Source organism: Nocardia sp. NPDC046473 (assembly GCF_040645995.1).
In the GTDB taxonomy this organism is placed as follows: domain Bacteria; phylum Actinomycetota; class Actinomycetes; order Mycobacteriales; family Mycobacteriaceae; genus Nocardia.
In genome coordinates this window covers 350,448-375,499 of the sequence record NZ_JBEYZJ010000003.1, presented here as the reverse complement: position 1 = coordinate 375,499, position 25,052 = coordinate 350,448, and the positions used below count along the sequence as shown (strand labels likewise).

The following is a 25,052-nucleotide window of genomic DNA, read 5'->3' as shown; positions in this document are numbered from 1 at the left end:
GTGGTCGTTAAGCTGGCCCCTATGCGCATTGGAGCACACGTCCGGCTCGACGGCGACCCGATCGGCTTCGGTGAGAAACTCGGTGCCGACGTCATCCAGATGTTCGTCGTCGATCCGCAGAGCTGGGACAAGCCGACCCCGCACCCGCGGACCGAGGAGATCGTGGCAAGCCCGATCGACGTGGTGGTGCACTCGTCCTATCAGATCAATGTGGCCAGCCTGAACAATCGGCTGCGGATGCCCTCCCGCAACGCGGTCGCCCAGCAGGCCAAGGCCGCCGCCGACCTCGGCGCGTTCGGCTTGGTCGTGCACGGCGGACACGTCCGCTCCGACGCCGAACTGGAGACCGGAATCGACAACTGGCGCAAGCTGTTCGAACGCCAGCAGGACAAGGGCGGCTTCGCCGTGCCGATCCTGATCGAGAACACCGCGGGCGGCAACCACGCGATGGCCCGGCATTTCGACTCCATCTCCCGATTGTGGGACGCCGTCGGCGATTTCGGCGCGGGCTTCTGCCTGGACACCTGCCACGCGTGGGCCGGCGGCGAAGAACTGATCGGTGTAGTCGACCGCATCAAGGCGATCACCGGCCGAATCGACCTGGTGCACTTGAACTCCTCGCGGGACGAGTTCAACTCCGGCGCCGACCGCCACGCCAACTTCTCGGACGGCACCATCGATCCCGAACTGCTCGCCGAGGTCTGCAAAACCGCAGGGGCGCCGGTCATTTTGGAGACGCCGGCCGAGGGGGTTGCCGATGATTTGGCTTATCTTCGGGAGTACATGGGCTGAGTTGGTTGTCGGGTGGCTTTCCGGGGAGGGGGAGGTTGTGTTGTGTGGGCGGGGTTGTGGGGTGGGTGCTGCGCACCCTTTGTGAGGGGGCGGAGGGGGCGGGTGCTGCGCACCCTTTGTCGGGAGGCGGAGAGGGCGGGTGCTGCGCACCCGCCTGCAGGTGAGTTGGGTACGGCAGCTTGATGGTTCGCATCGCACCTTTATCCGTCACACACCTGTCAACATCTCGTCAGATGCGCGATGGGTGAAGCATGTGCGCGAGGAACACCACCCCCGCCAAAGATCTGCACTCTCTCTCGGGATCAGCACCGACTCTAGGGCCCTATTCCGAGTGCAGATCCCGAGTGAGAGTGCAGATCTCGGGGAATACCGACTCGGAGCGCCCGGCGGGCGACACCGCGCACCTGACGTGCGCCCAAAGCCGGGCACGGCACACAACGCGAGCATCGAGGCGAGTCATAGGGGCGCTATACGATCTCGGTGCAAATCCCGAGAGAGAGTGCAGATCTGCGGCGGGGTGCGGTTGGGATCAGGGCGACGGAAAACCTGGTTGGGGTGGGGGTTTGGGTGGTGTGCTCGGGGTGTGATTGTCGGTTCTATAGCGAAGGTGATCTTATGACGGTCGCGCACGCATCTGGCACTGCCTTGGTGACCAAGCTCGGTGCTCGGATCGGGGCTCGGGTCGATAATGTTCGGCTCGGTGGGGATCTGGGTGGGGGGACTGTCGATGCGATTCGGCGTGCGCTGCTGGAGCACAAGGTGATCTTCTTTCGTGGGCAGGACCATCTGGACGAGGACGGGCAGTACGAGTTCGCGCAGTTGCTCGGGAGTCCGACTACGCCGCATCCGACGGTAACTTCGCACGGGGTCAAGAGTTTGGCGATCGACTCCGAGCACGGTCGTGCGAACAGCTGGCATACCGATGTCACGTTCGTGGACCGGATTCCGAAGGCGTCGATCCTGCGTGCGGTGCACCTGCCGACCTACGGTGGCTCGACCACCTGGGCTTCCACTGTCGCCGCTTATGAGTCGCTGCCCGCGTCGCTGAAGGTGCTGGCGGAGAACCTGCGTGCGGTGCACACAAACGTGTACGACTATGCGGCCCGCAACGTGGAACCGCTGCGACCGAATACCCAGGCCTACCGTGCCGAGTTCGAGTCGAGCTCCTTCGAGACCGAGCATCCGGTGGTTCGGGTGCACCCGGAGACCGGCGAGCGGGCGCTGCTGCTCGGTCACTTCGTGAAGCATTTCGTCGGCCTGTCCACCACCGAATCGCAGACCCTGTACCGCCTGTTCCAGGATCGGGTGACCCGGCTGGAGAACACCGCACGCTGGAACTGGGCGCCGGGCGATGTCGCGATCTGGGACAACCGCGCGACCCAGCACTACGCCATCGACGACTACGACGACCAGCCGCGCAAGCTGACCCGGATCACCCTGGCCGGCGATATCCCGGTCGGCGTCGACGGCACCGCGAGCACCAGCATCACCGGCAATGCCGAGCACTACTCGATCGTCGAAAACACGCAGCTGCTCGCGTCCTGAGCGCGGGACGCCCGGCGCACCGGCTCGCCGAATTGACGGTTATCGATGGTGCGCCGCTGCCGGGGCGCACGATCTTGTTCGGCGGCAGCGAGGTGTCGTCGTGCGCCGCCGCTGCGGCCCCTGAGACACTAGTGCGATGAGTATTCGGCCGTTGGACGGTGTTCGCGTCCTGGAGCTGGGCAATTACATTGCCGCGCCGACCGCCGGGCGCATCCTCGGTGACTTCGGCGCCGAGGTCATCAAGGTGGAGCGGCCGAAGGCCGGGGACGAGTTGCGCAACTGGCGGCTCTACGGCGGCGACACCTCCATGCTCTATCGCACCGTCAACCGGAACAAGAAGTCGATCACGCTGGATCTGCGCAGCGAAGCGGGTCGGGCGGTCGTGCTCGACCTCATCCGCCAGTGCGATGTGCTCCTGGAGAACTTCCGCCCCGGCATGCTGGAGAAGTGGGGGCTCGGCCCGGAGGTGCTGAACGAGGCGAACCCGGACCTGGTGATCACCAGAATCTCCGGCTACGGGCAGACCGGTCCACACGCCTCGCGGCCCGGCTTCGCCGCCGTCGCCGAGGCGGTCGGTGGCCTGCGCGAACTGATGGGGGAACCGGACCGCCCGCCGGTGCGCACCGGCGTATCCATCGGTGATTCGATCGCAGGCATCTACGCCGCCTTCGGCACCGTGATGGCGTTGTTCCAGCGCGAACGCAAACCGGACGAGACGCCGATTCCGTTGCGCGAGCGCGTTATCGACGTCGCCCTGAACGAGACGATCCTGTCGGTGATGGAATCCCTCGTCCCCGACTATCTTGCCTACGGTATCAACCGCGGCCGCGTCGGCGGGTTGGTCGAGGGCATCGCCCCGAGCAACGCCTACCCGTGCAGCGACGGCGTCAGCATCATCATCGGCGGCAACGGCGACGCCATCTTCCAGCGCTACATGCAGGTGATCGGCCGCCCCGACCTGGCCGCCGACCCGGAACTGCACGACAACGCCGGCCGCTGGCGCCAGCACGACCGCCTCGATGCCGCGATCACCGAATGGACCACTCAGCACACGCGCGCCGAAGCACTGAAGATCCTCGAAGCCGCCGGCATCCCATGCGGCCCCATCTACACTGCGGCTGACATCGTCGACGACGAGCAGTACAAGGCGCGCAATATGATTCAGCCGTTCTCGGTGGATGTCGGTGCGGCGGAACCGAAGACCGTCGGCTTTCCCGGCATCGTCCCGGTGATCGGCGAGCAGTCCCTGCCCATCCGCAATATCGGCCCCGACCTAGGTGAGCACACGCACGAAGTGTTGTCCGGGCTACTCGGCATGAGCGACAGCGAGATCGACGCCTTGGAGGCGAAATGAAACTGGACCGCAGGCGCCCGCCAGGGCGCGGCCCGCGCGATATCCGTTCACCGGGGTTCACCCGGCCGACGGTGCATCCGAACCCGGCCGGTGTGCACGAAAAGCCGTGGGGCGGCGTGATGTGCGCGCCGCGACAGGAGCGAGACGAGCGGTGACCGCGGCGGTCCTGCGTGATGTCACCCTGCGAGATGGCTTGCAGCTCACCGGAAAAGTATTGCCGGTCGAGCGGAAGGCGGCCATTGTTCGCAGGTTGCTCGGGCTCGGCGTGCCCGAACTGGAGATCGGCTCCATGGCGCGGCCCGATCTGGTGCCGCCGATGGCGAACACCATGGAGCTCATCGCCGCGCTGAATCCCGAAGAGCTGCAACGCTGCTGGGTGTGGGTGGCCACGCCGCGGCACGTCGAGAAGGCGGCCGCGGCGGGAGTGCGTAACTTCCAGTACTGCTTCTCGGTCTCGGACGCACACAACAAGGCCAATATCGGCCGCAGCACCGAGGACAGCGTGGCCGCGATGCCCGATGCGGTCCGCCTGGCCGAGGCGGTGGGCGGCTCGATCCAGTTGTGCCTGGCCACCAGCTTCACCTGCCCGTTCGACGGGCCGGTCGATCCGGAACGGGTCATCGCCATCGCCAACGACCCGCGCACCGCGGGCGCCGACGACATCGTCATCGCGGACACCCTCGGCCAAGCTCACCCCGCTCAGGTCGCCGAGCTGATCACCGCCGTCCGTACTCGAACACCGCAGCGCCGCATCGTCTTCCACGGTCACGACACCTGGGGGATGGGGGTCGCCAACACCCTGGCCGCCATTCGAGCGGGTGCCACGATGGTCGACGGTTCGCTCGGCGGTCTCGGCGGTTGCCCGTTCGCGCCCGGCGCCAGCGGTAATACCTCGACCGAAGACATCTTGTTCGCGACGCGACCCGAATGGTTCACTCCGGCGACCCTCGCGACGCTGGTCGACGAATCCGAGGAACTACTCGCCGAACTCGGTGAGCCGAATCGTTCCCGCACCGCCGAGGGCGCACGTTCGAAAGCCGATGCCTTCGAATGGGTTAGCCGAACAGTTATTTCGTAATGATATTTCACTGATGTCGAAAGACGTCAAGTGTCGGTATGTCGATTATGTTGGGCGCGTGTGGATCTCGGCCCGATATCGATGAGCAGGCAGTTATCCGGAAGTTATGTGACCCAAATCTCACATAGCCGTGAATTCGCCGGATGTGAAAAAGTGTTGGCGCCCGAACGGCATCGCTCGAAATAGCATGTAGCGAAACGGTTGCGTGACAATGGTTTTTGTTCGGTTCGGCGACACGATCGACTCGACTGAGGGAACCTTCAGTTATCTATCCGTGCGCGTTCGACTAAATGGGGGCATTACAGCGGCACCGACGCCGTGATACCTCTATGCGGTCGGCACCGAGGGTTGTGTCGAATGCGCTCTGAAAGGGAAAGTCTTTGAAGAAGATTCGTACGTTCGGTTTCGTGTGTCTCACCGCCGCCTCGATCGTGGTGGCGGGTTCTGGACTCGCGGTGGCCGACGATACCACCGCTTCCGGTTCGTCGGCCGGTTCCTCGGCGCTGGTCACCGGCCTCGGCAAGCTGCTGAGCACCGGCAGCAGCGGCGGCCCGTTCTGCCCGGGTGGCGCGGGTTGCCCGAAGTAGTCTGAGCATCGAGGTGCCCGATGCTCGCCGCATCGAGCGCCTGGACGGGCTGCTGGTAAACATTCAGCCAGCTTCGCTGACGATCCTCCGGTAGGCGATGCGCCGAAGCGAAACCTGCGCGGCGAGACTTGCATCCCGAATGTTGCGGGATCGGGTTGGCTGCACTGATATTTCAGTGGATCGGCTGTGGCAAGCATCGCTGACCAGGCATCGATGGTCCGTATTGTGGAGTGTGTGAGCTATATCTCAAAGTAGCCAATCGTTCGCTAGTGTCTCAATCGTGATGACCGTGAGCGAAACGCCCGCTGAACAGGCCGGTGTCGAATCGGTTACGGGACAGGGACTTGCCTGTTTTCCGCTGCGAGATGTCCGCCCGTCTTGCGAATCCTTGGTTACCCAGATTGTGGACGTGTGTCCAGGAATCGTGCTCCACCGCGTCCGGCCCGTGATATCTCTATCGGGTCGGCACCGAGGGAGTGCCCACCGCTGTTCTCTGAAGGGAAAGTCTTTGAAGAAGTTCCGTACGTTCGGTGTCCTGCTCGTCGGCGCGACCGCCATCGTCCTCGGTGGCTCCGGCCTCGCGTCGGCCGAGGTCGTCGAGACCCAGGTTGTCGCCGAGACCCAGATCGCCGACGCCCCGCTGACCGGCTCGGCCGCGTTGACCGCGGGCCTGGCCAAGATCCTGAGCTCGGGCAGCGGCGCGGCCTGCGCCAGCCCGATCAAGGGCTGCCCGGGCGTTTCCTAGTTTCACCACCGGTGCTCTGCCTCGCCTCGGCGGGGCAGAGCACCAACCCTTCCACACCCGAGTGGGACAGCACCGAGCCCCCACTCCACTGGCGCCGCAGCCACCTCCCGCTCACCCGAGCCGGAAAATCGGTCGCGCGCAGCAAGCCTCGGTTCTTACTATTTCTGACATGTTCAGCTACGCCATCGCCGCATCGTCCGCAGTCGCGGGCGCGATGGCCGCTGTCCTGGCCGCATCGGCAGCAGTCGCCGCGCAGCTCGACGGAGCCCGAAGCTGACCTTCCCCGGGATGTCCCGGGACCTCGGACGGGGAAGGTCGCCCCGTCGCTGAGGTCCCGCTCGACATCGTCGGGCACATTCGCGCGTGCCCGACGGCCAAGCCAGGAAGAACCATGTCCAAGAAGACCTATGTCCGCACCAAGCCGCACCTCAACATCGGCACCATGGGCCACGTCGACCACGGCAAGACCACCCTCACCGCGGCGATCACCAAGGTACTCGCCGAGCGTGGCGGCGGCAGCTTCGTGCCGTTCGACCGCATCGACCGCGCCCCGGAAGAGGCGCAACGCGGCATCACCATCAATATCGCGCATGTCGAATACGAGACGGCGACAAGGCATTACGCGCACGTCGACATGCCGGGCCACGCCGACTTCGTGAAGAACATGATCACCGGCGCGTCCCAGCTGGACGGCGCGATCCTGGTGGTCTCCGCGCAGGACGGCGTCATGCCCCAGACCGCCGAGCATGTGCTGCTGGCCCGCCAGGTCGGCGTCGAGCACATCGTGGTCGCCCTCAACAAGGCCGACGCGGGTGACCCGGAACTGCTCGACCTGATCGAGCTGGAGGTGCGCGAATTGCTCACCGCCCAGGGCTATCCGGGCACCGACGTCCCGGTGGTCCGGGTCTCGGGCCTGCGTGCGTTGGAAGGCGACGAGCGGTGGACCGCCGCGCTGGTCGAGCTGTTGGACGCTATCGACACACACGTGCCGATTCCCGTCCGCTACACCGACGCGCCGTTCCTGCTGCCCGTGGAAAACGTCCTCACCATCACCGGTCGAGGCACCGTCGTCACCGGCGCGGTGGAGCGCGGCCGGGTCCGGCTCGGCGATCGGGTGGCGCTGCTCGGCCTCGACGACGAGCTGTCCTCGGTCGTCACCGGCGTCGAAACCTTCGGCCGCACCATGGATTTCGCGGAAGCGGGCGACAATGTCGCCCTGCTGCTGCGCGGTATCCAGCGCGGCCAGGTGCGCCGCGGTCAGGTCGTCGCCGAACCTGGCAGCGTCGCCGTGCACAGCGGGTTCACCGCCCGCGTGTACCTGCTCGGCACCGCGGAGGGCGGCCGCCGCACGCCCATCAGCAGCGGCTACCGCCCGCAGTTCTACATCCGCACCGGCGACGTGGTCGGCGATGTGACGCTGCCCGATGACACGCGGCTGGCGATGCCCGGCGACACGGTCGACCTGACCGTCGAGCTGGGCCGCCCGACCCCGGTGGAGCCGGGTCTCGGCTTCGCCATCCGCGAGGGCGGCCGCACCGTCGGCGCAGGCACCGTCCTGAGCACCGACTAGCGGTGTGGGCGCGGGGACCGCACCGGTCCCCGCGCTCGGTCGAGTGGCGCCTCGCGGCCCTCAGGCGCCACTCGACAACGTGGCGTGGGCAGGTTGGGCGTGTTTGGCCGGTCTGGACTGGGGCTCGATGGGCGGGGTCGCACCGAAGTGGGTGCGGATCTCGGTGCACGCGCCGATGATTCGTTCGACCTGCTGGTCGGTGAGACCGGCGTGCAGGCCGAAGCGAACGAGGCTGTGGTTGCGGGCAGTGGTAGGCGCGCACAGCAGAGCGCCGAAAACGCCGCGCGCTTCCAGGAAGTCCCGCATGGCCATCGCACGCGCGTCGGGTCCGCCCCGCAGCGCGACGATGTGACTCGCCGAACCTTCGAGATCGAATTCGAGCGTGGTGAGCGCCCGGCGCACCATGGTCGACAGCTCGCGTAGTCGCTGCCGCCGCCAGTTGTCGAGGCGGATCACGTCGAGTGTCGCGGCGAGGCCGGCGATTTCGTACGGCAGCAGTGTCGCGGAGAAAACCGCGGGATGGGATTCCAGCTTGAAGTAGTCGACGAAATCGATGCTGTTCGCGCCGACGAACCCGGCCCGGCCGCCGAAGGCCTTGGCCAGACTGGCAATTCGGTACGGGACCCGTTCGGTGAGCCCGAGCGCCGCCACCATGCCCGCACCGGCCGGGCCGTCGGTGCCGAGCGCGTGTGATTCGTCGACGACGAGCACACTGTCGGTTTCGTCGGCGGCATCGCAGATCTGGGTCAGCGGACAGCGGCTGCCGTTGGTGCCGTAGATCGCGTCCACCGCGATAATCCCCGGCCCGTGTGCCCGAATCTGCTCGCGGAGATGACCGGGAAAGTTGTGCCGGAACGAATGTATCTGAGCCCCCGCCGCTTTCGCGCCATGCCAGAACGACATGTGCGCGAATTGATCGATGTAGACCGGAGTCGCGGGGTCGGCGATCGATTGCATCAGCCCGACCTTCGCGTCCCATCCGGATTGACAGAGAATTCCGGCGGGCGCGCGTAGATGATCGGCGAAGGCGCGTTCCAGCGCTACCTGCGGATGATTGCCGGGCAGGTACGCGCCGGAGGCGAATCTCGGAGAATATGCCGCCCGCAGCGCGGTTCTGATCGCATGGGTGATCCGCGGATCGGCGGCCAACGCCAAGTAGTCGTTGCTACTGAGCACGATGTCGCCGTATCCGGGCGCGCGGCCGTGCAGGATGTGCCGCCCACCCCATTGCCCGGCGAGCCTTTCCGAATGAAATCTATCGACGCGCAGGCGGATCCGTTCGGCGACGGTCGGGCCCATGACACTCCTTTCGCTAACAACAGCTACTTCAGAGCACACGCGTGTCGATTGAACCACCGCGGCGTCGGGCCTGGGTCATATTGAATAACTTGACGGTTGACCACTAATTACCAGGTCGGACATCTCCGCCGCTCGGATTGCTGACCCAGGTTGCGCGTGATGCGCAATGTTTCAGCAATCCGAGGGCGGTGCGTTCGCGATGCCGGGTCAGCGGGTGGCGCGGGGTGCGCCGGGGCCCGGATCGATCCGGGTCGGGCCGGCCGCCGTCGGGACGATGGGGAAGTCGAAGATGGCGGTCGGGATATAGACGGTGGCACAGGAATTGGGGATGTCGACCACGCCGGAGAAGCGGCCCTCGATGGGTGCCGCGCCGAGCAGCAGATACGCCTGCTCGGGGCGGTAGCCGAACTTGGTGAGGTAGTCGATGGCGTGCAGACAGGCGCGTTCGAAGGACAGCTGCGAGTCGAGGTAGCGCTGTTCGCCGCCGATGGTGACGGAGGTGCCCGAAAATGCAAGGTATTCCGAGTAGGTGGGGCCGGAATTGCCGGGCACGAAGATCGCGTTCTCGCTGACGCCGTAGAGCTCCATGCCGTTCTTGATGAGATCGACCCGCAGGTCGATGAACCCGCCCATCTCGATCGCGCCGCAGAAGGTGATCTCGCCGTCGCCCTGGGAGAAGTGCAGGTCACCGACCGACAGGTGCGCGCCGTCGACGAACACCGGATAGAACACCCGGCTACCGCGGGTGAAGTTCTTGATGTCCTGATTGCCGCCGTTCTCCCGCGGCGGCGCGGTGCGCGCGGCATCGGCGGCCACCCGGTCGAACTCGGCCCCGGACAGCGTGCCGAGCACGGCGTCGCGCGGTTCGGGCGGCAGCGCCAGCGGCGGCACCCGCTGCGGGTCGGTCGCGATCAATGCCCCTTCGCGGGCATTCCACTTCGACAGCAGCGCGGCCGACGGTGCGGTCCCCATCAGGCCGGGATGGGTCATTCCGGTGAACTTCACCCCGGGAATGTGGCGCGAGGTGGTGGTCTGTCCGCTGAAGTCCCAGATCGCCTTGTAGGCGTCGGGGAAGTGTTCGGTGAGGAAGCCGCCGCCGTTGTCGGTGGCGAAGATGCCGGTGTAACCCCAGCCCTGACCGGCCAGCGGGCCCGAATCCTCCTGCGGGATGGGGCCGATGTCCAGAATGTCGACAATGAGCAGATCGCCGGGCTGCGCGCCCTCGATCGCGAACGGGCCGGACAGGCAGTGCACGGTGCTCAGTGGGGCGTTCAGCACGTCGTCGGCGGAGTCGTCATTGTGGATGGCGCCGTCGAACCACTCGCGCACATGCACCCGGAACTCGGCGCCCGGCTTGACGGTCACCGCAGCGGGGATGTCGGGATGCCAGCGATTGTGGCCGACCAGCTGCTGCTCGGTGAACCGCTTGCCGGAATCGAGTGGGAACAGTAACTCGGGCATCGTATTTCCTTTGGTCTCAGGGGCGGGGAAGCTTGCGGTGCAATGGGTTTCGGGTTACCGGCACGGACCTGCGTGGCGGCGGTGCGGCTACGACGGACGGCTCGCTCGCCGTGCGTTCGGTCGCATCGATGAGCCGGGTGGCGGCCGATCCGGGCCGGATCAGCGCGGCGACGCCGAACTGTCGTTTGCTGCTCGACGCGCAGTCCGGGCACGGCGCGACGGTGGGCACGTCGGCCATCGTGAAGCTGAGATCGAAGCCGCCGCAAGCGCGGCAGTGGAACCAGTAGAGGGGCACGGGGACCTCATTATTTTCATATGAATATGTTTCGTATGACGACGATACAAAGCCCGGCAGGTCGCCGCAGCGAAACCGCAAGGTGAAGTTCGTGTTACGGATTCAGGAGTCGAGTTCGGCGAGCACGCTGAATTCGAGCGCGTCGGCATCGGCCAGATAGACCGGCTGGGTGGTGTGCGCGCCGCGCACCCGCACCTCGCCGCGCGGGCCGCCGTAGCTGACCCGCGGCGCGTTGCGTTCGATGGCGCGCAGGTCGAGGCTGCGGGCGGACTCGGCGAGCGAGGCGAACAACAGCAGTCCCTCGTAACAGGATTCGCCGATGTTGTTGAGCGCGGGCGCGGCCGGGCCGAACTCGCGCAGATAGCGCGCGCCGAAATCCATGCCGGCCGGCGACACGACGCTCTCGAAATAGCCACTCGCGGTGAACAAGCCGCGCGTGCTGTCGGCGCCGCCCGCGTACAGCACGTCCTCGCCGATCATCATGCTCAGCCGCAGCCGGTCGCTGTCGAGGCCGCTCTCGGCGAAGGCCCCATTGAATGCCGCGCAGTCCGCGCCGACCATGAACAACAGCACGCCCTGGGCCGGTGAGCGGTGGATCAGCTCGAGTGCGCGCCGGAAGTCGCGCCCGCCGAGCGGGATGTAGGTCTGCCCGACGATCTCGATATCTGTGGTCGCCGTGAACTCGATAGTGGCCCTTGCGGTTTCCCGTGGCCACACGTAGTCGTTGCCGACGACGCACCAGCGGCGGATGCCGTGCTCGGCGCGCAGCCAGCGCAGCGCGGGGAACAGCTGTTGCTCAGGCGTCTCGCCGACCATGTAGACGCCGTCGGAGTCCTCGCCACCCTCGTAGAACGTGGTGTAGACGTAGGGCACCCGGCCCGCCGTATGTGGCGTGATCACCTTGCGTGCGTTGGACAGATGCCAGCCGACCACGCCGTCGACCACGCCCATGCTGACCATCCGGTCGATCGTCGCGGCGAGGGCGGGTAGCGGCGCGCCCGCGTCCACCGGATGTAGCCGGACCGGCCGATCGAGAATTCCGCCGGCGGCGTTGATATCCGCGACGGCCAGTGCAGCGCAGGCCTCACAGGAAGGGCCGAACATGCCGGCGGACCCGCTTCGTGGCACCACGAGCGCGATGTCGACCGTGGAGCGACGAAAGCCGTAGCACGACAACGGAATCACCACCGGATATTTCCGTTTGAACATTAACCGTACGGGGTTGGATATAGTACTGCCGTGGACCATAGCACCGCCCCCGCCGCCCTGGAGGAGTTGGCCAGGCTTGTGCGCAGGGCGTCGCAGGAACTCGACCGGGCGATCGCGAGCAGCCTCGGCGAGAACTCCGTGGTGCGCTGGCATGCGCTGGCCGCGGTGGTGGACGGTGTCGGCCACCCGATGTCGAGCCTCGCGGAGGCGACGCTGCTCACCGGGGCCAACCTGACCCGATTGATCGACGGGATGATCGCCGACAACCTGGTGCACCGCAAGGTCGACGACACCGATCGCCGCCGAGTGCTGGTGTTCCCGACTCGCCGCGGGCTGCAGGCGTACCAGACGATGAACCGGGCCGTCGGCGCGAGCGGCCTCGACGCGTTCGCCCAGCGGAACGCGCGATTGGCCAAGTCGCTGGCCGCCATGGTCGATCGACTGCACACCGAGCCCGCGACCACGTAACTCGTCGCGGTCGCTACCACGGAACCCGTCGCCGCGCATCGATACCTGGCGAGTCGGGGAATTCCCTGATGGCGCGCCGGCCGGAACGCGGTAAGACTGGTGTGCATGACTTCGCAAGCTTTGGGTGCCGACACCGCTGATGTGGCGGTTCCGACCGATGTCGCGGCCCGCGCTATCGACCTGACGAAGGTCTACGGGTCGGGAGATACGCAGGTCCGGGCGTTGGACGGGGTGTCGGCCGAGTTCGCGAAGGGGGAATTCACGGCGATCATGGGGCCCTCCGGGTCCGGCAAGTCGACCCTGATGCACTGCCTGGCCGGACTGGACAGCGCGAGCACCGGCACCGTCCGGATCGGCGACACCGACCTGGCCGGGCTCTCGGACAAGCAGATGACGCGGCTGCGCCGGGATCGGATCGGCTTCGTCTTCCAGGCCTTCAACCTGGTGCCGACGCTGACGGCGCTGGAAAACATCACGTTGCCGCTGGACATCGCCGGTCGCAAGCCGGATCAGGAGTGGCTGGACACCGTGCTGAAGCGGCTCGGCCTCAACGATCGCCTCACCCATCGGCCCAGCGAGTTGTCCGGCGGGCAGCAGCAACGGGTCGCCTGCGCGCGGGCGCTGGCGGGTAAACCGGAGATCATCTTCGGCGACGAGCCGACCGGCAACCTGGACTCGAGGGCCTCCGAGGAGGTGCTTTCGATCCTGCGGGCCGCGGTGGACGAGTTCGGGCAGACCGTGGTGATCGTCACACACGAGCCGCATGCCGCCGGGTTCGCCGACCGGGTGGTGTTCCTGGCCGACGGCCGGATCGTCAACGAAATGCGTGATCCGACTTCGGATACCGTGCTCGACCGGATGAAGGCGCTGGAGCAAGCCTGATGAGCGGTAGCCCGATGCGGAAGGTTGCGCTACGTAACCTCGCCGCACATAAAGTTCGGCTTGCACTCACGTTGCTATCGGTGGTGCTGGGTACCGCGTTCATCGCGGGCTCGTTCGTGTTCACCGACACGCTGCAGCGCACCTTCGACGGGATCTTCGCCGGCCAGGCGAAGGGGGTAGACGTTCGGGTGAGTCCCAAAGAGCGCCAGGCGCAAGGGGTTCCGAACAACATCGTCGACGAACTGCAGAAGTATCCCGGCGTGCGGGCGATCGCGCCGAGCGTGAACGGCACCTTGGTGTTGCTGACGCCGGACGGGAAGAAGGCGATCCAGACCGGTGGCGCGCCCACCTTCGGCCAGTCGTATCTGCCGCCGGAGCAGGCGGTCGCCGAGCCGAACAAGTTCGTCCAGGGCGTGCCGCCCGCGAAAGCCGGTGAGATCGCGCTGAATATCGGCGGCGCCGAACGGGCCGGGCTGAAGATCGGCGATCACACCAAGGTGATGATCCCGTCGCAGGGCAATCCCATCGACGTGACCCTCACCGGCATCTACCAGGTGCCTTCGGACACCGGCGGATTCATCGGCGTGCTGTTCGACGACGCGCAGGCCCGCAAGCTGTTCACCGACGGATTGCACGTGGCCTACGTCGACATCGCGGCCACCGGCATACCCGGCGACCAGTTGCGCGACAATCTCATCAAGGATCTGCCGAACTACAAGGTGCAGAACGGCGATCAGGTGCGCGCGGACCTGAAGAAGGAAGTCTCCAACGCGCTCAACTTCATCAACTACTTCCTGCTGGCGTTCGGCGCGATCGCGCTGATCGTCGGGACGTTCATCATTTACAACACCTTCTCGATGATCGTCGCGCAGCGACTGCGTGAACTGGCCCTGCTCCGCGCCGTCGGGGCGAGCAGACAGCAGGTCGGGCGGTCCGTGGTCGCGGAGGCGTTCGTCATCGGATTGGTCGGCAGCGCACTGGGATTGGCGGCCGGCGTCGGGTTGGCGTTCGGGTTGTCCGCGGTGCTCAACGCGTTCGATCTCGGGCTGCCCACCGGGACGTTGGCGGTGCTGCCGCGCACCATCGTGGTCGGGCTGCTGGTCGGCCTCGCTGTGACGGTGCTCAGCGCCTACGCGCCCGCCCGGCGGGCGGCCAAGATTCCGCCCGTCGAGGCGATGCGCGAGGAATTCGCCTCGGCCGGTGACTCTTTGCGGGTGCGGACGTTGGTCGGTGCGGTGCTCGCGGTGGCCGGTGCGGTGCTCGTCTATGTCGGTGCCCAATCCACCGGCGGCAACGCGGCTTTGACCGTCGGTATCGGTGCGCTCGCGCTGATTCTCGCGGTACTGCTTGCCGCGCCCGCGCTTTCGCGGCCGGTGGTCGGCGGGCTCGGCGTGCTGATCCGCCCGTTCGGTCCGATCGGGCGGATGGCGCGCAACAATGCCGCCCGGAACCCGCGCCGCACCGCCGCAACGGCTTTCGCGCTCACGCTCGGGCTGATGCTGGTGACCGCGATCGGCATGCTCGGCGCCTCGGCGAAGGCGAGTGTCGGCGTCCTGGTGGACAAGGGCGTGAAGTCCGAATACGTGCTGGCGGGACAGCAATTCGTCGGAGTGCCGTTCGGCGCCGCCGACGCGGTCCGCAAGTCGGTGCCCGGCGTGGCCGACGTGGTCGGGATCCGCGGTGTCGGCTTCAAACTCGGCGACGACCAGATCGGTGGCACCTCACCCGACGGGCGCCTCGGTCAGGCCCTGAACTACGAAATACTGCGCGGCAGTGCGACTCTCGGCGACCGGGACATCCTGGTGTCCGAGGACGAGGCGGACAAGCGGGGCTGGCGGGTCGGCCAGGAGATCTCGCCGACCAGCTTCGACGGCAAGAAGGTGCCGCTCACCGTCACCGGCATCTACCGCAAGACGCCGCTGCTCGGCGCGCTGGTGGTATCGCCGGTTGTGTACAAGGAGGTGGTGCCGGTCAACTTCCAGAGCAACGTCGTCGTGCTGGTCACCGCCGAGCCCGGCGCGAACCTGACCGAGATGCGCAGCGATCTGGAGAAGGCGGTCGAGCCGTTCCCGGTGGTCCAGGTGGAGGACCGGGAGGAATTCAAAGGCGCGCAAGGTAAGCAGATCAATACCCTGCTCGCCATCCTCTACGGCCTGCTCGCGCTGGCGGTGGTGATCGCCATTCTCGGCATCGTCAACACCTTGGCGCTGTCGGTGGTGGAGCGGCGGCGTGAGATCGGCATGTTGCGCGCGGTCGGGATGCAGCGCTCGCAAGTGCGCCGAACCATCTATCTGGAATCCATGCTCATCGCCGTGTTCGGCGCGATTATCGGCATGCTGCTCGGGTTGGGGCTCGGCGTCGGGTTCCTGCGAACGCTGCGCGATCTCGGCCTCGATCAGATCGCCATCCCGTGGTCGCAACTGGTGCTCGTCTTGGTGAGCTCTGCCGTGGTCGGCGTGCTGGCCGCCCTCTGGCCCGCGGTCCGCGCGGCCCGAACGCCCCCTTTGGCAGCCATCGCCGACCTGTAGTAAACCGCTGTTCGGCGGGCCCTGATTCGTCAGGGCCCGCCGTGCTGTTTTCCGCGGTGCCGGCGGAATCGACGGGCCCACAGCAGGTCCGGGCACCTGCGGCGATCGTGGTGTCTGTCTCGTCACCCCCTGGTGAAGTTGTCCGGCAGGTGGTGTTAAGTTAAACGGAGGATGTAACTCCACTTAATTGCCGGGATCGGCCTGGTGCAACGGAGAAGGAGGCCGCGGGCAATGGTGGCTGTTGGTCTTGGCGGGCCGAGTGCCGGGCTCGAGCTGGCGCCGAGTGGGATCGTCGAGCGGATGCGGGCGGCGGTGCACGGCCGCGGCGGCGAGGCGGCCGGGCAGCTGGTGCTGATCACCGTGCTCTATCTCGGGTATCGCGTCGGCCGGATGGTCACCGCCGACGACACGGTGCGCGCGTTCAGCAACGCTCGTCGCATGCTCGGTCTGGAGGATCGGCTCTGGCTGCCCGAGGAGACGACGTTGCAGTCGGTCTTCGTGCACCACAACTCCTTCGCGCTGCCCGCCAATTTCTATTACGCCACCGCGCATTTCACCGTCGCGGTGGCGGTGCTGTTGTGGCTGTGGGTGTTTCGGCCCGAGCACTATCGATGGACGCGGAACCTGATGGTGGCGTTGACCGCCGCCGCACTCGTCGTGCACGTGCTGATGCCGCTCGCGCCGCCGCGCATGCTGCCGGAGTACGGCTTCGTCGATCTGGCCGCCGTGCACGGTCAATCCGTCTACGGCTCGGCCGAATCCGGCGGCCTGTCCAACCAGTTCGCCGCCATGCCCTCGCTGCACGTCGGCTGGGCGCTGCTGCTCGCGTTCGCCGTCGTCGCGGCGACCCGCACGCCGTGGCGCTGGCTGGCATTGGCCCACCCGGTGCTGACAACGTTGATAGTCGTCGGCACCGGCAATCACTACTGGCTCGACATCATCGTTGCGATCGGGTTGCTGGCCGTGGCGGCGTTGCTGCACCCGAAGCTCGTCCCGACCTCGGCGACCGCCTGGGGCATCATGGGCCCTGTTGCGGAAAAACCGCTCGTGACCAGCTGAAAACTCGTTGCCCAGCGGACCGTCGAACCCGGCTCACACCGGTGACCTCTGTCGTACGATCTCCTGAGCCGTCCGGTTAGCCCGTTCAGATAGGAGCCCGATGGAATTCCTCACCACGCTCTCCACCCTGCTCGGTATCGCTCTGCAGTTGATCAACCTGGTCTCCGCCATCTCCAGCCTGTCCGGCTGATCGCTACGCCCGCGCGGCGCACCTCAACTGTGGCTCGTGTTGGCGTTGGCCCAGGTTTGCAGGTCGCCGCGGTCCAGGGCTACGGCGAGTAGGGCGGGGAATTTATCGGGGGTGCAGGCGAAGGCCGGGACGCCGAGGGCGGCCAGGGCGGCGGCGTTGTCGTGGTCGAAGGCGGGGGCGCCCTCGTCGGAGAGGGCGAGCAGCACGACCACCTGGACGCCGGATTCCTTCATGGCGTTGACGCGGCGCAGCATTTCGTCGCGGACGCCGCCCTCGTAGAGGTCGGAGATGAGCACGAACAGGGAGTCGGTGGGGCGGGTGATGAGGGTTTGTGAATAGGCGATGGCCCGGTTGATGTCGGTGCCGCCGCCGAGTTGGGTGCCGAACAGGACGTCGACGGGGTCGTCGAGTTTGTCGGTGAGATCGACGATCTCGGTGTCGAAGACGACGAGCGAGGTCTTCAGCGAACGCATGGAGGCGAGGACGGCGCCGAAGACCGAGGCGTAGACGACGCTGGCGGCCATCGAGCCGGATTGATCGATGGCGAGCACGACATCGCGCTGTACCGCTTGGGCTTTGCGGCCGTAGCCGACCAGCCGCTCGGGCACCACGGTGCGATGCTCGGGCAGGTAATTGGCCAGGTTCTTACGGATGGTGCGATCCCAGTCGATATCGCGCAGCCGCGGGCGGGAGACGCGCGCGGCCCGGTTCAACGCGCCGGAGACGGCGGCCACCGTGTGCGCGGCGATGCGCTGTTCGATCTCGCGCACCACCTTCTGCACCACCATCCGCGCGGTGGCCTTGGTGGTTTCGGGCATCACCCGGTTCAGGCTCAGCAGGGTGCCGACCAGGTGCACGTCGGGCTCGACCGCCTCGAGCAACTCGGGCTCGAGCAACAGCTGGGTGAGGTTCAACCGCTGCACCGCGTCGCGCTGCATCACCTCGACGACGGTCGAGGGGAAGTAATTGCGGATGTCGCCGAGCCAGCGCGCCACCCGAGGCGCGGATCCTTGCAGCCCGCCCGCACGCTTGCCGGAGGTCTTCTCGTCGTCGTTGTACAGCGCCGACAGCGCCCGGTCCATCGCGACGTCGTCGGCCTCGCCGAGTCCGCCGAGCCCCTCCTCGGCGGCGGTGCCGAGCACCAAACGCCAACGCCGCGCCTGTGTTTCATCGACAGCGTTCATCGCATCCCCTGAGTGTCGGTCGAGCCATGGGTTGTCCCGGATCGGAATCGTCGCGTCGTGGCGGCCGCGCCGGAATGCGCGGCAAGCCGCTTGGTCATACCGACACCCCCAGGATTTCCGCGGCGGCGCGCAGGGCGATGGTGCCGCGCGCGACGTCGAAACCGCCGTCGTCCTCGCCGTTTCGGCTGGCGACGGCACCGCCGTCGCGCACCGCTCGGCCGATGGCGCGGCGCTCGCCCGACTCGAACGCGCCGAATGTTCGGCGCAGCAGGGGGAGTGTCTCGACGAACTGGTCTTCGCGCAGTGCGCGCAGCCAATCGTCGATGAGACGCAACAACTCTCGGTCGTGCACCAGCAGCAGCCCGCGGCCACCGAGGAAGCCGTCGACCCAGGCGGCCTTCGCGGCGGCGGTATTGCCGACCGACAGTGCGGCGGAAAGCCGGCGGGCGGAATCGGTCTCGTCGATGATGCCCGCGTCGCAGAGCAGCCGGACGGCGCGGCCGACGAGGGCGCCGTGCACGTCGTCGCGATCGGCGAGCTTGCCGAGGGCGCCGAGCCATTCGCCGGTGGCCCAGCCGTCGTCGCGGGTGTGGATGGCGGTGTGCGCCGCGTCGAGCATGCCGCGCAGTTCGGTGGCCGCGCCGGTGTCCAGGCCGGTGACGGCGCCGGGTAGGCCCGCGCAGACGCGCACCAGCAGGCCGTCGGCGACGTGCGCTAGTGCTTTGGTGTCGGTGCCGCGGACGTCGCCGTAGCGCAGCGTCCTGATCAGGCCGGGCAGCGCGGCGAGCAGGTGGGTGATGTCGTGGTCCAGCGCGGCGGCCGATTCCAGCCGGGTGATCAATCCGTCGGTGGCGCCGCCGAGATCGGCCAGCAGCGCGACCTCCAGTGCCGCGGACAGATCGCCGACGGTGCTGTCCTCGCGGCTCGCCGTGTCCAGGATCTTCGCCTGGGCGGCGGTGCGGATGGTGGTGCCCCAGCGGGAGGCCTCGATGATCGAAATGGCGTACTCCGGTCGCCATTCCAGCGTCCAGGTCTCCCGGAAGGTGCCGGTGCTGCGCACCTCGCTGGTGGTGAGCGTGCCCCAGGGGATGTCGAGCACGCGTAGCCGGTGCAGCAAGCGGGAGCGCTCGACCTCACGTTCCTTGCGCAGGTCGAGATCGAGGACTCGGGACAGTGCCTCCTGTTTCATGCGCAGCGTGCGGATCCGGGCGCGCAGATCGGCATCGAGCGGGACGGTCGGGGTGCCCTCCGGCACGGCGCCCAGCGCCTCGCCGATGACGAGTTCGTTGACGACCAGCCGCAGCATCGTCTCGTCGCCCGCACACATCACCGCGCGAGTGGCCTCGGTGACCTCGGACAACCCGGCCAGCGGGCGATCGCGCATGGCGGCGAGGGCGTCGGCGAGGCGGACGGCCTCGATGATGTGCGCGCTCGACACCGGCAGATCGTGCGCCCGCAGCACCCCTGCCACCTTGGTGAGCCAGCGGACGATCGGCCGCTCGGTCTCGGTGAACAGGTGGTGGTACCAGCCGGGGGAGGTGATCCCCGCGCCATATCCGGAGATCGTGGACAGCCGCGAATGCGTCCATGGCACCCAGGTCAGCATGGCCTTCGTCTTCGGAAGTCCTTTCAGCAGCCGGGTATCCGCGGCCGCGGGCCCGAGCTTGCCCGCGAGCGCGGGCGCGTGCCAGGCCCCGCACACCACCGCGAGGCGGACCGCCCCATCCTTCAGCGCCTTGCGCATCGTCTGCCGCATGTACGCCTCGCGCCGCAGCGTGTGCGCGTCGATGCGGACGGGCTCGAGCCGGATCGGCTCCAGCGCGATGACGTCGGAGGTCGCCTCGGCGACCGAATTGGTGCCCGCTACCCGCGCGTCGTCGTCCGGTCGCAGGTCGATCGTCGCCTCCTGTCCGGGCGAGTCTCGTTCGTCGGCATCGTGTTCCACCACCGCGCCCTGGTCGTCCAGCATGGCGTCGATCGGCTCGAGCTCGATCGCATCCTGCTCGGCGGATTCGCGCAGTGCGCCCATCGCCTCGGTGATCGCGTCGAAAGCTGTTGCGTCGGGGGCGGATTCGACGACCGCGTCCCACCACCGTTCGGCGTCGTCGTACCCGCCCGCGGCGGCGAGCTCGGTCAACGGGTCGAACCGATCGCCGGGCTCCTCCTCGGCGGCGAGCACCATGGCGGCGGGCAGGTCGCAGAACCGAACGGGCACACCGTATTCGGCGGCATACCGCAGCGCCTGCCACTCCGGCGAGAACACCGCGTAGGGCCAGAACGCGGCCTTCGCCGGCGCATCGGGCACATAGGCCAGCAGCGCGACCGGCGGCGTCATGCCCTCGGCCGCGACATACCCGACCAGCGGATCGGCGTCCGCGGGTCCCTCGATCAGGATGGTGTCGGGCTGAAAGGCCTCCAGTGCCAACCGAAGTGAGCGCGCCGAACCCGGACCGTGATGGCGGATGCCGAACACCCGGGTTTGTGGGCCGGACTGCGAGTCGCGGTCGGCCGCGCCCTGCTGCGCCTGCGTCATGGTGTCACCCCCTGCTCGTCCGCCTGCCGACTCCGCCGCTCACCCGGAGACCTCGCGGCACGCCCGGTAGAAGTCCGACCACTCCGGGCGTTCGCGCACAACGGCTTCCAGATACTCGGTCCACACGACGGCATCGGCGACCGGGTCCTTGATCACCGAACCGAGGACGGCGCCCGCGATATCGGCGGCCCGCAGGACGCCGTCGCCGAAGTGGACGGACAGGGCGATCCCGTTGGTGATCACCGAGATGGCCTCGGCGGTGGACAGGGTGCCGGAGGGCGATTTGAGCTTGGTGCGGCCGTCGGCGGTGATGCCGGAACGCAATTCGCGGAAGACGCGCACCACCCGGCGCACCTCCTCGGCCGCGGCGGGCACCTTCGGCAGTTCCAGCGAGGCGCCGAGCTGTTCGACGCGGCGGCTGACGATGGCGACCTCCTCGTCCTCGCTGGCGGGCAGCGGCAGCACCACGGTGTTGAACCGGCGGCGCAGCGCGGAGGACAGCTCGTTCACGCCGCGGTCGCGGTCGTTGGCGGTGGCGATGACGTTGAAACCCTTGGCCGCCTGCACCTCGGTGCCGAGTTCGGGCACCGGCAGCGTCTTCTCGGACAGCACGGTGATCAGCGCGTCCTGCACATCGGACGGGATGCGGGTGAGCTCCTCGATCCTGGCGATCGACCCCGCGCGCATCGCGGTCAGCACCGGCGACGGCACCAGCGCGCCCTCGCTCGGGCCCTCGGCGAGCAGTCGCGCGTAGTTCCAGCCGTACCGGATCGCCTCCTCCGCCGTCCCCGACGTGCCCTGCACGAGCAGCGTCGATTCCCCGCAGATGGCGGCCGAAAGATGCTCCGACACCCAGGTTTTGGCGGTGCCCGGCACGCCGAGCAGCAGCAGCGCCCGGTCGGTGGCGAGCGTCGCGACGGCCACCTCCATCAGCCTGCGTGGGCCGACGTACTTCGGGCTGATCACGGTGCCGTCGTCGAGCGTGCCGCCGAGCAGGTAGGTGACCACCGCCCACGGGGAGAGTCGCCAGGACGGCGGGCGCGGGCGTTCGTCGGCGGCCACCAGGGCGCGCAGTTCGTCGGCGTAGGCCTGTTCGGCGTGCGGACGCAGCAGGTCGGGCGTCACGTCGGTAGTGGTCACTGCAACTCCTCGAGCATCATCGAGCGGTGGTTGAGGTCGTGTGCGAGCTGATCGAACGCTCGCTCCCAGGTGGGATCGCCGCAGCGGCGGGCCACCACGGTAGCGGCGCTCGCGGCGGTCACGGGTAGATGTACCGACGCCGCGGACAGCAGCGACCGGTGCGCGTTGGGGGTATTGCCGTGCGATTCCGGGCGGCGGGCCGCCGCGCGGGCCCGCTCGAACAACAGCAGAATCAGGTGCTGTGCCAGCGGTTCCGGCCAGGGATGTCCCATCGCCGGCAGCAGCGCCTCGATCTCGGAGAGCCAGGAGCCGTCCAGGTCGAGCAGGTGGCGGGTGCGGTCGGCCATCGGCAGCAGCGCGAACAGCTCGCGCCTGCGTAGCATGGCGACGTCGGTCGGCACACCGGCGTCGAACAGTGCCCGCGCCCACGCCGAATCATGCTGTGCCAGTGCGGCATCCACCCAGCCATCGAAGATCGGCTGCCGGAAGCGATCATCGATGCCCGCCTTGACCGCCTTGTCGGGTGTGCCGAGTACGTTCGCCCAGTGACCGAGCGGCGTGGCCGCGACCAGCTGACGCAGCCTGCCCGCGGTGACGTCGGGTGCGCCGCCCCAGCGATAGGTGAACTCGACACTGCGGTCGGTGATGCCGTCGCGATGTGCGGGCGGGTCCAGCGTATCGGGCAGGGCGACAACGAGTTCGGTGTGCCGCAGCCGATGCTCGACGCGGACCCACTCGTCGGCCCGCCGCGTCATGCGGTGCGCGAACGCCGAATCCGGCAGCAGCGTCAGCAGACCGGCGGCGGTCCGCCGGACATCGGAGCGCCGATCGTCCAGCCCGGCTTCCAGCAGCGGCTCGTCGGCCCGCGAAATCCCGTCGGCGAGTACGGCGAGCAGCTCGGCCTTCAACGGACCGGATTCCTTCGGCCACGCCGTGGCAAGCGTTTCGCGCGCCGCGTCGGCATCCCGGCGGCGCAACTCGGCGAGCCAGCCCCGGCGCTCGGGCGGCTGCCCGAATTGCCAGACCTCCTCGGTAGGTGCCGTTGCGGGCTGCTGGCGCACCAGGTTTCGCCATTCCGGATGCTGGCCCGCGAGCCAGCGCCCTCGGGTGCCTGCCAGGCGCAGCAGCGGCTCGCGCAGCTCGGTGTTGGCCTTCGCCTGGTCGAGCAGCTGCCCGCACAGCGCGTCGGGGGCGCGATAGTCGTATGGCGTTGCTGCCGTGAACCATTCGGGCAGAAACGGCGACTTTTCCTGCAGCATCCGTGAGAGGCGACCGGACGCGACATGCGGCAGCAGCCGTCGGGTGTCGTCCTCGGCGGGCTCGGGCGCCTTCGCGGTGGCCGCACGCACCCCACCCCGCGCGAAAACATCCTGGAGCGCGGCGGATTCGAGCAGGCGCAGCGCCGGGTCGGCGGGTAGTCGGTCGGCGGCGTCGGCCACCGGCGCGGCGAGCCGGGTCAGGTCCGGCGCCCGGCGTGCGGTGCCGAGCAGCGCGACGGAGGTCAGGTCGGCCGCGTTCGACGAAGGTGCCACTCGGGCATTCGGTGCACTCCGTCCGACCGGATCGAGTCTGGCCAGATCGATCACCTCACCGGCAGTGAACACCGAGACCGGCGCCAAGCCCTCGATGGTCCAGTCGGCGGTGATCGTCACCGGATGACCGCCGGACACGCCGAGCAGCCGCCACGGCTGCTCGGTGGGCGCCACCGGCAGCGCGGTGCCGTCGGATTCGGCGATGTACCAACCACTTTCGGTGTGCACCGGCACCACGTCGACAAGCAGCACCGGCCAGCCGCGCAGCCACGGATCGTCGCCGAGCGCCGCGGCGTGGTCGGCGAGCGCGGCGGCCACCGTGCCCGGCCGCTCCGGATCGGTCGGCAGTGTCGTGAAAGGTTCTGCCGCACCGTGCCGTTCACCCCACAGCGCGCGCAGCGGCGCGGCGCCGGGGTAGTAGTGCAGGTCCGCGTCGGCCAGCAGGCCGAGGGGCGGCACGTCGGCGGGGAAGCCCGGCGTCCCGAACGAGTGGTCGACCACCAGCGCCCAGCGCCGAGACTCGCGCCCGTACAACCATGTTCGCCGGGTGTAGAGGCGCTCGTCCTCGGTGATTCGCACGCCGAGCACCATCCACCGGTCCCGCACCGCGGGCTCGGTGCGCACCGCCTCGGCGGGATTCGGATAGCCGACGTGGGCACGGATGCTGGCGCGCAGCTCGGGCGTCAGCTCGTCCAGCCTGCGATGCGCCGTGATGAGCAGGTGCAGCCGTGCGTATTCGCGCAGCACGACCTCCGGCCAGTCGGCCCTGGTCACCACGGCGGTCGGCAGCTGACGCAGGGTCGAGGCGACGCCGGGCGCCTGCGCGTCGACCATCCGCGCGGCGATCGACTCGAACGCCCGGAACGATCGGTCGGTCTGCGCCAGGCCGGTGCGCACCTGATCACCCAGCCAGACATCGAGTTCGGCCAATCCCGCGGTGACCCGCACCCGCCGCTGCTCCGCGGTAGCCGGATTCGCGGTGCGGGCGGCGGCCTCGGCCGCCGGCTTGGCGGCTTTGGCGATCCGGCCGTCGATCCAGCTCCCCGCGAAATCGGCGATCCCGGGCGCCACCTCGACCCGGCCGGCCGCCCACTCCAGCAACAGCGACAGCGCGTGCTTGCACGGGAACTTGCGGCTCGGACAGGAGCACTTGTACGCGGGCCCGGACAGGTCGACGATCGTCTGATACGGCTTGGCGCCGCTGCCCTGACACAGTCCCCACAGCGCGGTGTCGTGCTGCCCGGTATCGCGCCAGCGGCTCGCGAGCTTCCGCGCGGCCGACAGCGAGCTCGCGTCCGGCGCGAGCGCCGTGACCTGGTCCTCGCTCCAGCGCGTCATGTCTTCCCCCGTTCCTCGGTTGACCGGATTTGTACACCGGGCCACCGACAAGTGCGGACCCGGCCGGTGTGTTCCGCACGGAAATTGCTGTGCCGTCCCGGGTTTCGCTGCCGAAAACCTCTTGCGTACATGGGTATTCTCTGGCATTCTGTCCTGTTCGGCTCGACCGAACCATCCAAATCGGGTGATACACCGACGAGCTGCCCGCCGGGGCTGGCGAGGGGTGGACATCGAGGCGCGGCCCCAGCCGTTTCGATGGCCAT

The 25,052-nt window shown here is 67.9% G+C and carries 20 protein-coding genes; 12 read left to right on the top strand and 8 right to left on the bottom strand.

The window, feature by feature from the left end; translation table 11 throughout:
- The first annotated feature begins 21 nt into the window (after window positions 1-21).
- From ABZ942_RS11800 to tuf, 8 genes are all read left to right on the top strand, one after another.
- Complete coding sequence (locus ABZ942_RS11800; protein ID WP_357380912.1) at window positions 22-792, top strand: deoxyribonuclease IV; 771 nt, start codon at window positions 22-24, stop codon at window positions 790-792.
- A gap of 615 nt (window positions 793-1,407) precedes the next feature.
- Window positions 1,408-2,337: a TauD/TfdA family dioxygenase gene (locus ABZ942_RS11795; protein WP_357380910.1), complete on the top strand. Its 930-nt coding sequence runs from the start codon at window positions 1,408-1,410 to the stop codon at window positions 2,335-2,337.
- Window positions 2,338-2,473: 136 nt separating this feature from the next.
- Window positions 2,474-3,691: a CoA transferase gene (locus ABZ942_RS11790; RefSeq protein WP_357380908.1), complete on the top strand. Its 1,218-nt coding sequence runs from the start codon at window positions 2,474-2,476 to the stop codon at window positions 3,689-3,691.
- On the top strand, window positions 3,688-3,846 hold the full coding sequence (locus ABZ942_RS11785; RefSeq protein WP_357380906.1) for a hypothetical protein: 159 nt from the start codon (window positions 3,688-3,690) through the stop codon (window positions 3,844-3,846). Before ABZ942_RS11790 ends, ABZ942_RS11785 begins: the two co-directional genes overlap by 4 nt.
- Entirely contained in the window at window positions 3,843-4,769 is a 927-nt protein-coding gene (locus ABZ942_RS11780) for a hydroxymethylglutaryl-CoA lyase (protein WP_357380904.1), read from the top strand. The genes ABZ942_RS11785 and ABZ942_RS11780 overlap by 4 nt, the downstream gene beginning before the upstream one ends.
- Window positions 4,770-5,149: 380 nt before the next feature.
- The gene (locus ABZ942_RS11775; RefSeq protein WP_357380902.1) at window positions 5,150-5,356 is read left to right on the top strand and encodes a hypothetical protein; all 207 of its coding nucleotides are present in this window, start codon (window positions 5,150-5,152) and stop codon (window positions 5,354-5,356) included.
- 508 nt (window positions 5,357-5,864) lie between these two features.
- Window positions 5,865-6,101: a hypothetical protein gene (locus tag ABZ942_RS11770; protein WP_357380900.1), complete on the top strand. Its 237-nt coding sequence runs from the start codon at window positions 5,865-5,867 to the stop codon at window positions 6,099-6,101.
- A gap of 391 nt (window positions 6,102-6,492) precedes the next feature.
- Window positions 6,493-7,671, top strand: coding sequence for an elongation factor Tu (gene tuf, locus ABZ942_RS11765; protein ID WP_357380898.1), 1,179 nt, complete (start codon window positions 6,493-6,495; stop codon window positions 7,669-7,671).
- Between the two features lie 60 nt (window positions 7,672-7,731).
- Here the strand turns inward: tuf and cqsA are convergent, their stop codons facing one another.
- The 4 genes from cqsA to ABZ942_RS11745 all read right to left on the bottom strand — a co-directional run bounded on the left by cqsA (window position 7,732) and on the right by ABZ942_RS11745 (window position 11,935).
- Entirely contained in the window at window positions 7,732-8,970 is a 1,239-nt protein-coding gene (gene cqsA, locus ABZ942_RS11760; RefSeq protein ID WP_357380896.1) for an alpha-hydroxyketone-type quorum-sensing autoinducer synthase, read from the bottom strand.
- Window positions 8,971-9,177: 207 nt separating this feature from the next.
- Window positions 9,178-10,431 (bottom strand): formamidase, encoded by a 1,254-nt coding sequence (fmdA, locus tag ABZ942_RS11755; RefSeq protein WP_357380894.1) that lies wholly within the window; start codon window positions 10,429-10,431, stop codon window positions 9,178-9,180.
- A gap of 16 nt (window positions 10,432-10,447) precedes the next feature.
- Window positions 10,448-10,726: an FmdB family zinc ribbon protein gene (locus ABZ942_RS11750; RefSeq protein ID WP_357380892.1), complete on the bottom strand. Its 279-nt coding sequence runs from the start codon at window positions 10,724-10,726 to the stop codon at window positions 10,448-10,450.
- Between the two features lie 102 nt (window positions 10,727-10,828).
- The gene (locus ABZ942_RS11745; RefSeq protein ID WP_357380890.1) at window positions 10,829-11,935 is read right to left on the bottom strand and encodes a substrate-binding domain-containing protein; all 1,107 of its coding nucleotides are present in this window, start codon (window positions 11,933-11,935) and stop codon (window positions 10,829-10,831) included.
- Window positions 11,936-11,965: 30 nt separating this feature from the next.
- Between ABZ942_RS11745 and ABZ942_RS11740 the strand changes: the two genes are divergently transcribed.
- From ABZ942_RS11740 to ABZ942_RS11725, 4 genes are all read left to right on the top strand, one after another.
- Window positions 11,966-12,403 (top strand): MarR family transcriptional regulator, encoded by a 438-nt coding sequence (locus ABZ942_RS11740; RefSeq protein WP_357380888.1) that lies wholly within the window; start codon window positions 11,966-11,968, stop codon window positions 12,401-12,403.
- Between the two features lie 105 nt (window positions 12,404-12,508).
- Complete coding sequence (locus tag ABZ942_RS11735) at window positions 12,509-13,285, top strand: ABC transporter ATP-binding protein (RefSeq protein WP_357380886.1); 777 nt, start codon at window positions 12,509-12,511, stop codon at window positions 13,283-13,285.
- Complete coding sequence (locus ABZ942_RS11730; RefSeq protein ID WP_357380884.1) at window positions 13,285-15,813, top strand: FtsX-like permease family protein; 2,529 nt, start codon at window positions 13,285-13,287, stop codon at window positions 15,811-15,813. Before ABZ942_RS11735 ends, ABZ942_RS11730 begins: the two co-directional genes overlap by 1 nt.
- Window positions 15,814-16,044: 231 nt before the next feature.
- Entirely contained in the window at window positions 16,045-16,872 is an 828-nt protein-coding gene (locus ABZ942_RS11725; RefSeq protein WP_357380882.1) for a phosphatase PAP2 family protein, read from the top strand.
- A 213-nt stretch (window positions 16,873-17,085) separates the two neighbouring features.
- Here ABZ942_RS11725 and ABZ942_RS11720 read toward each other — a convergent pair whose 3' ends face one another.
- From ABZ942_RS11720 to ABZ942_RS11705, 4 genes are all read right to left on the bottom strand, one after another.
- On the bottom strand, window positions 17,086-18,246 hold the full coding sequence (locus ABZ942_RS11720) for a VWA domain-containing protein (RefSeq protein WP_357380880.1): 1,161 nt from the start codon (window positions 18,244-18,246) through the stop codon (window positions 17,086-17,088).
- Window positions 18,247-18,340: 94 nt separating this feature from the next.
- The gene (locus tag ABZ942_RS11715) at window positions 18,341-20,779 is read right to left on the bottom strand and encodes a DUF5682 family protein (protein WP_357380878.1); all 2,439 of its coding nucleotides are present in this window, start codon (window positions 20,777-20,779) and stop codon (window positions 18,341-18,343) included.
- A gap of 39 nt (window positions 20,780-20,818) precedes the next feature.
- The gene (locus tag ABZ942_RS11710; RefSeq protein WP_357380876.1) at window positions 20,819-21,919 is read right to left on the bottom strand and encodes an AAA family ATPase; all 1,101 of its coding nucleotides are present in this window, start codon (window positions 21,917-21,919) and stop codon (window positions 20,819-20,821) included.
- Window positions 21,916-24,789, bottom strand: a complete 2,874-nt coding sequence (locus ABZ942_RS11705; RefSeq protein WP_357380874.1) for an SWIM zinc finger family protein — start codon at window positions 24,787-24,789, stop codon at window positions 21,916-21,918. Before ABZ942_RS11705 ends, ABZ942_RS11710 begins: the two co-directional genes overlap by 4 nt.
- Window positions 24,790-25,052: the final 263 nt, after the last annotated feature.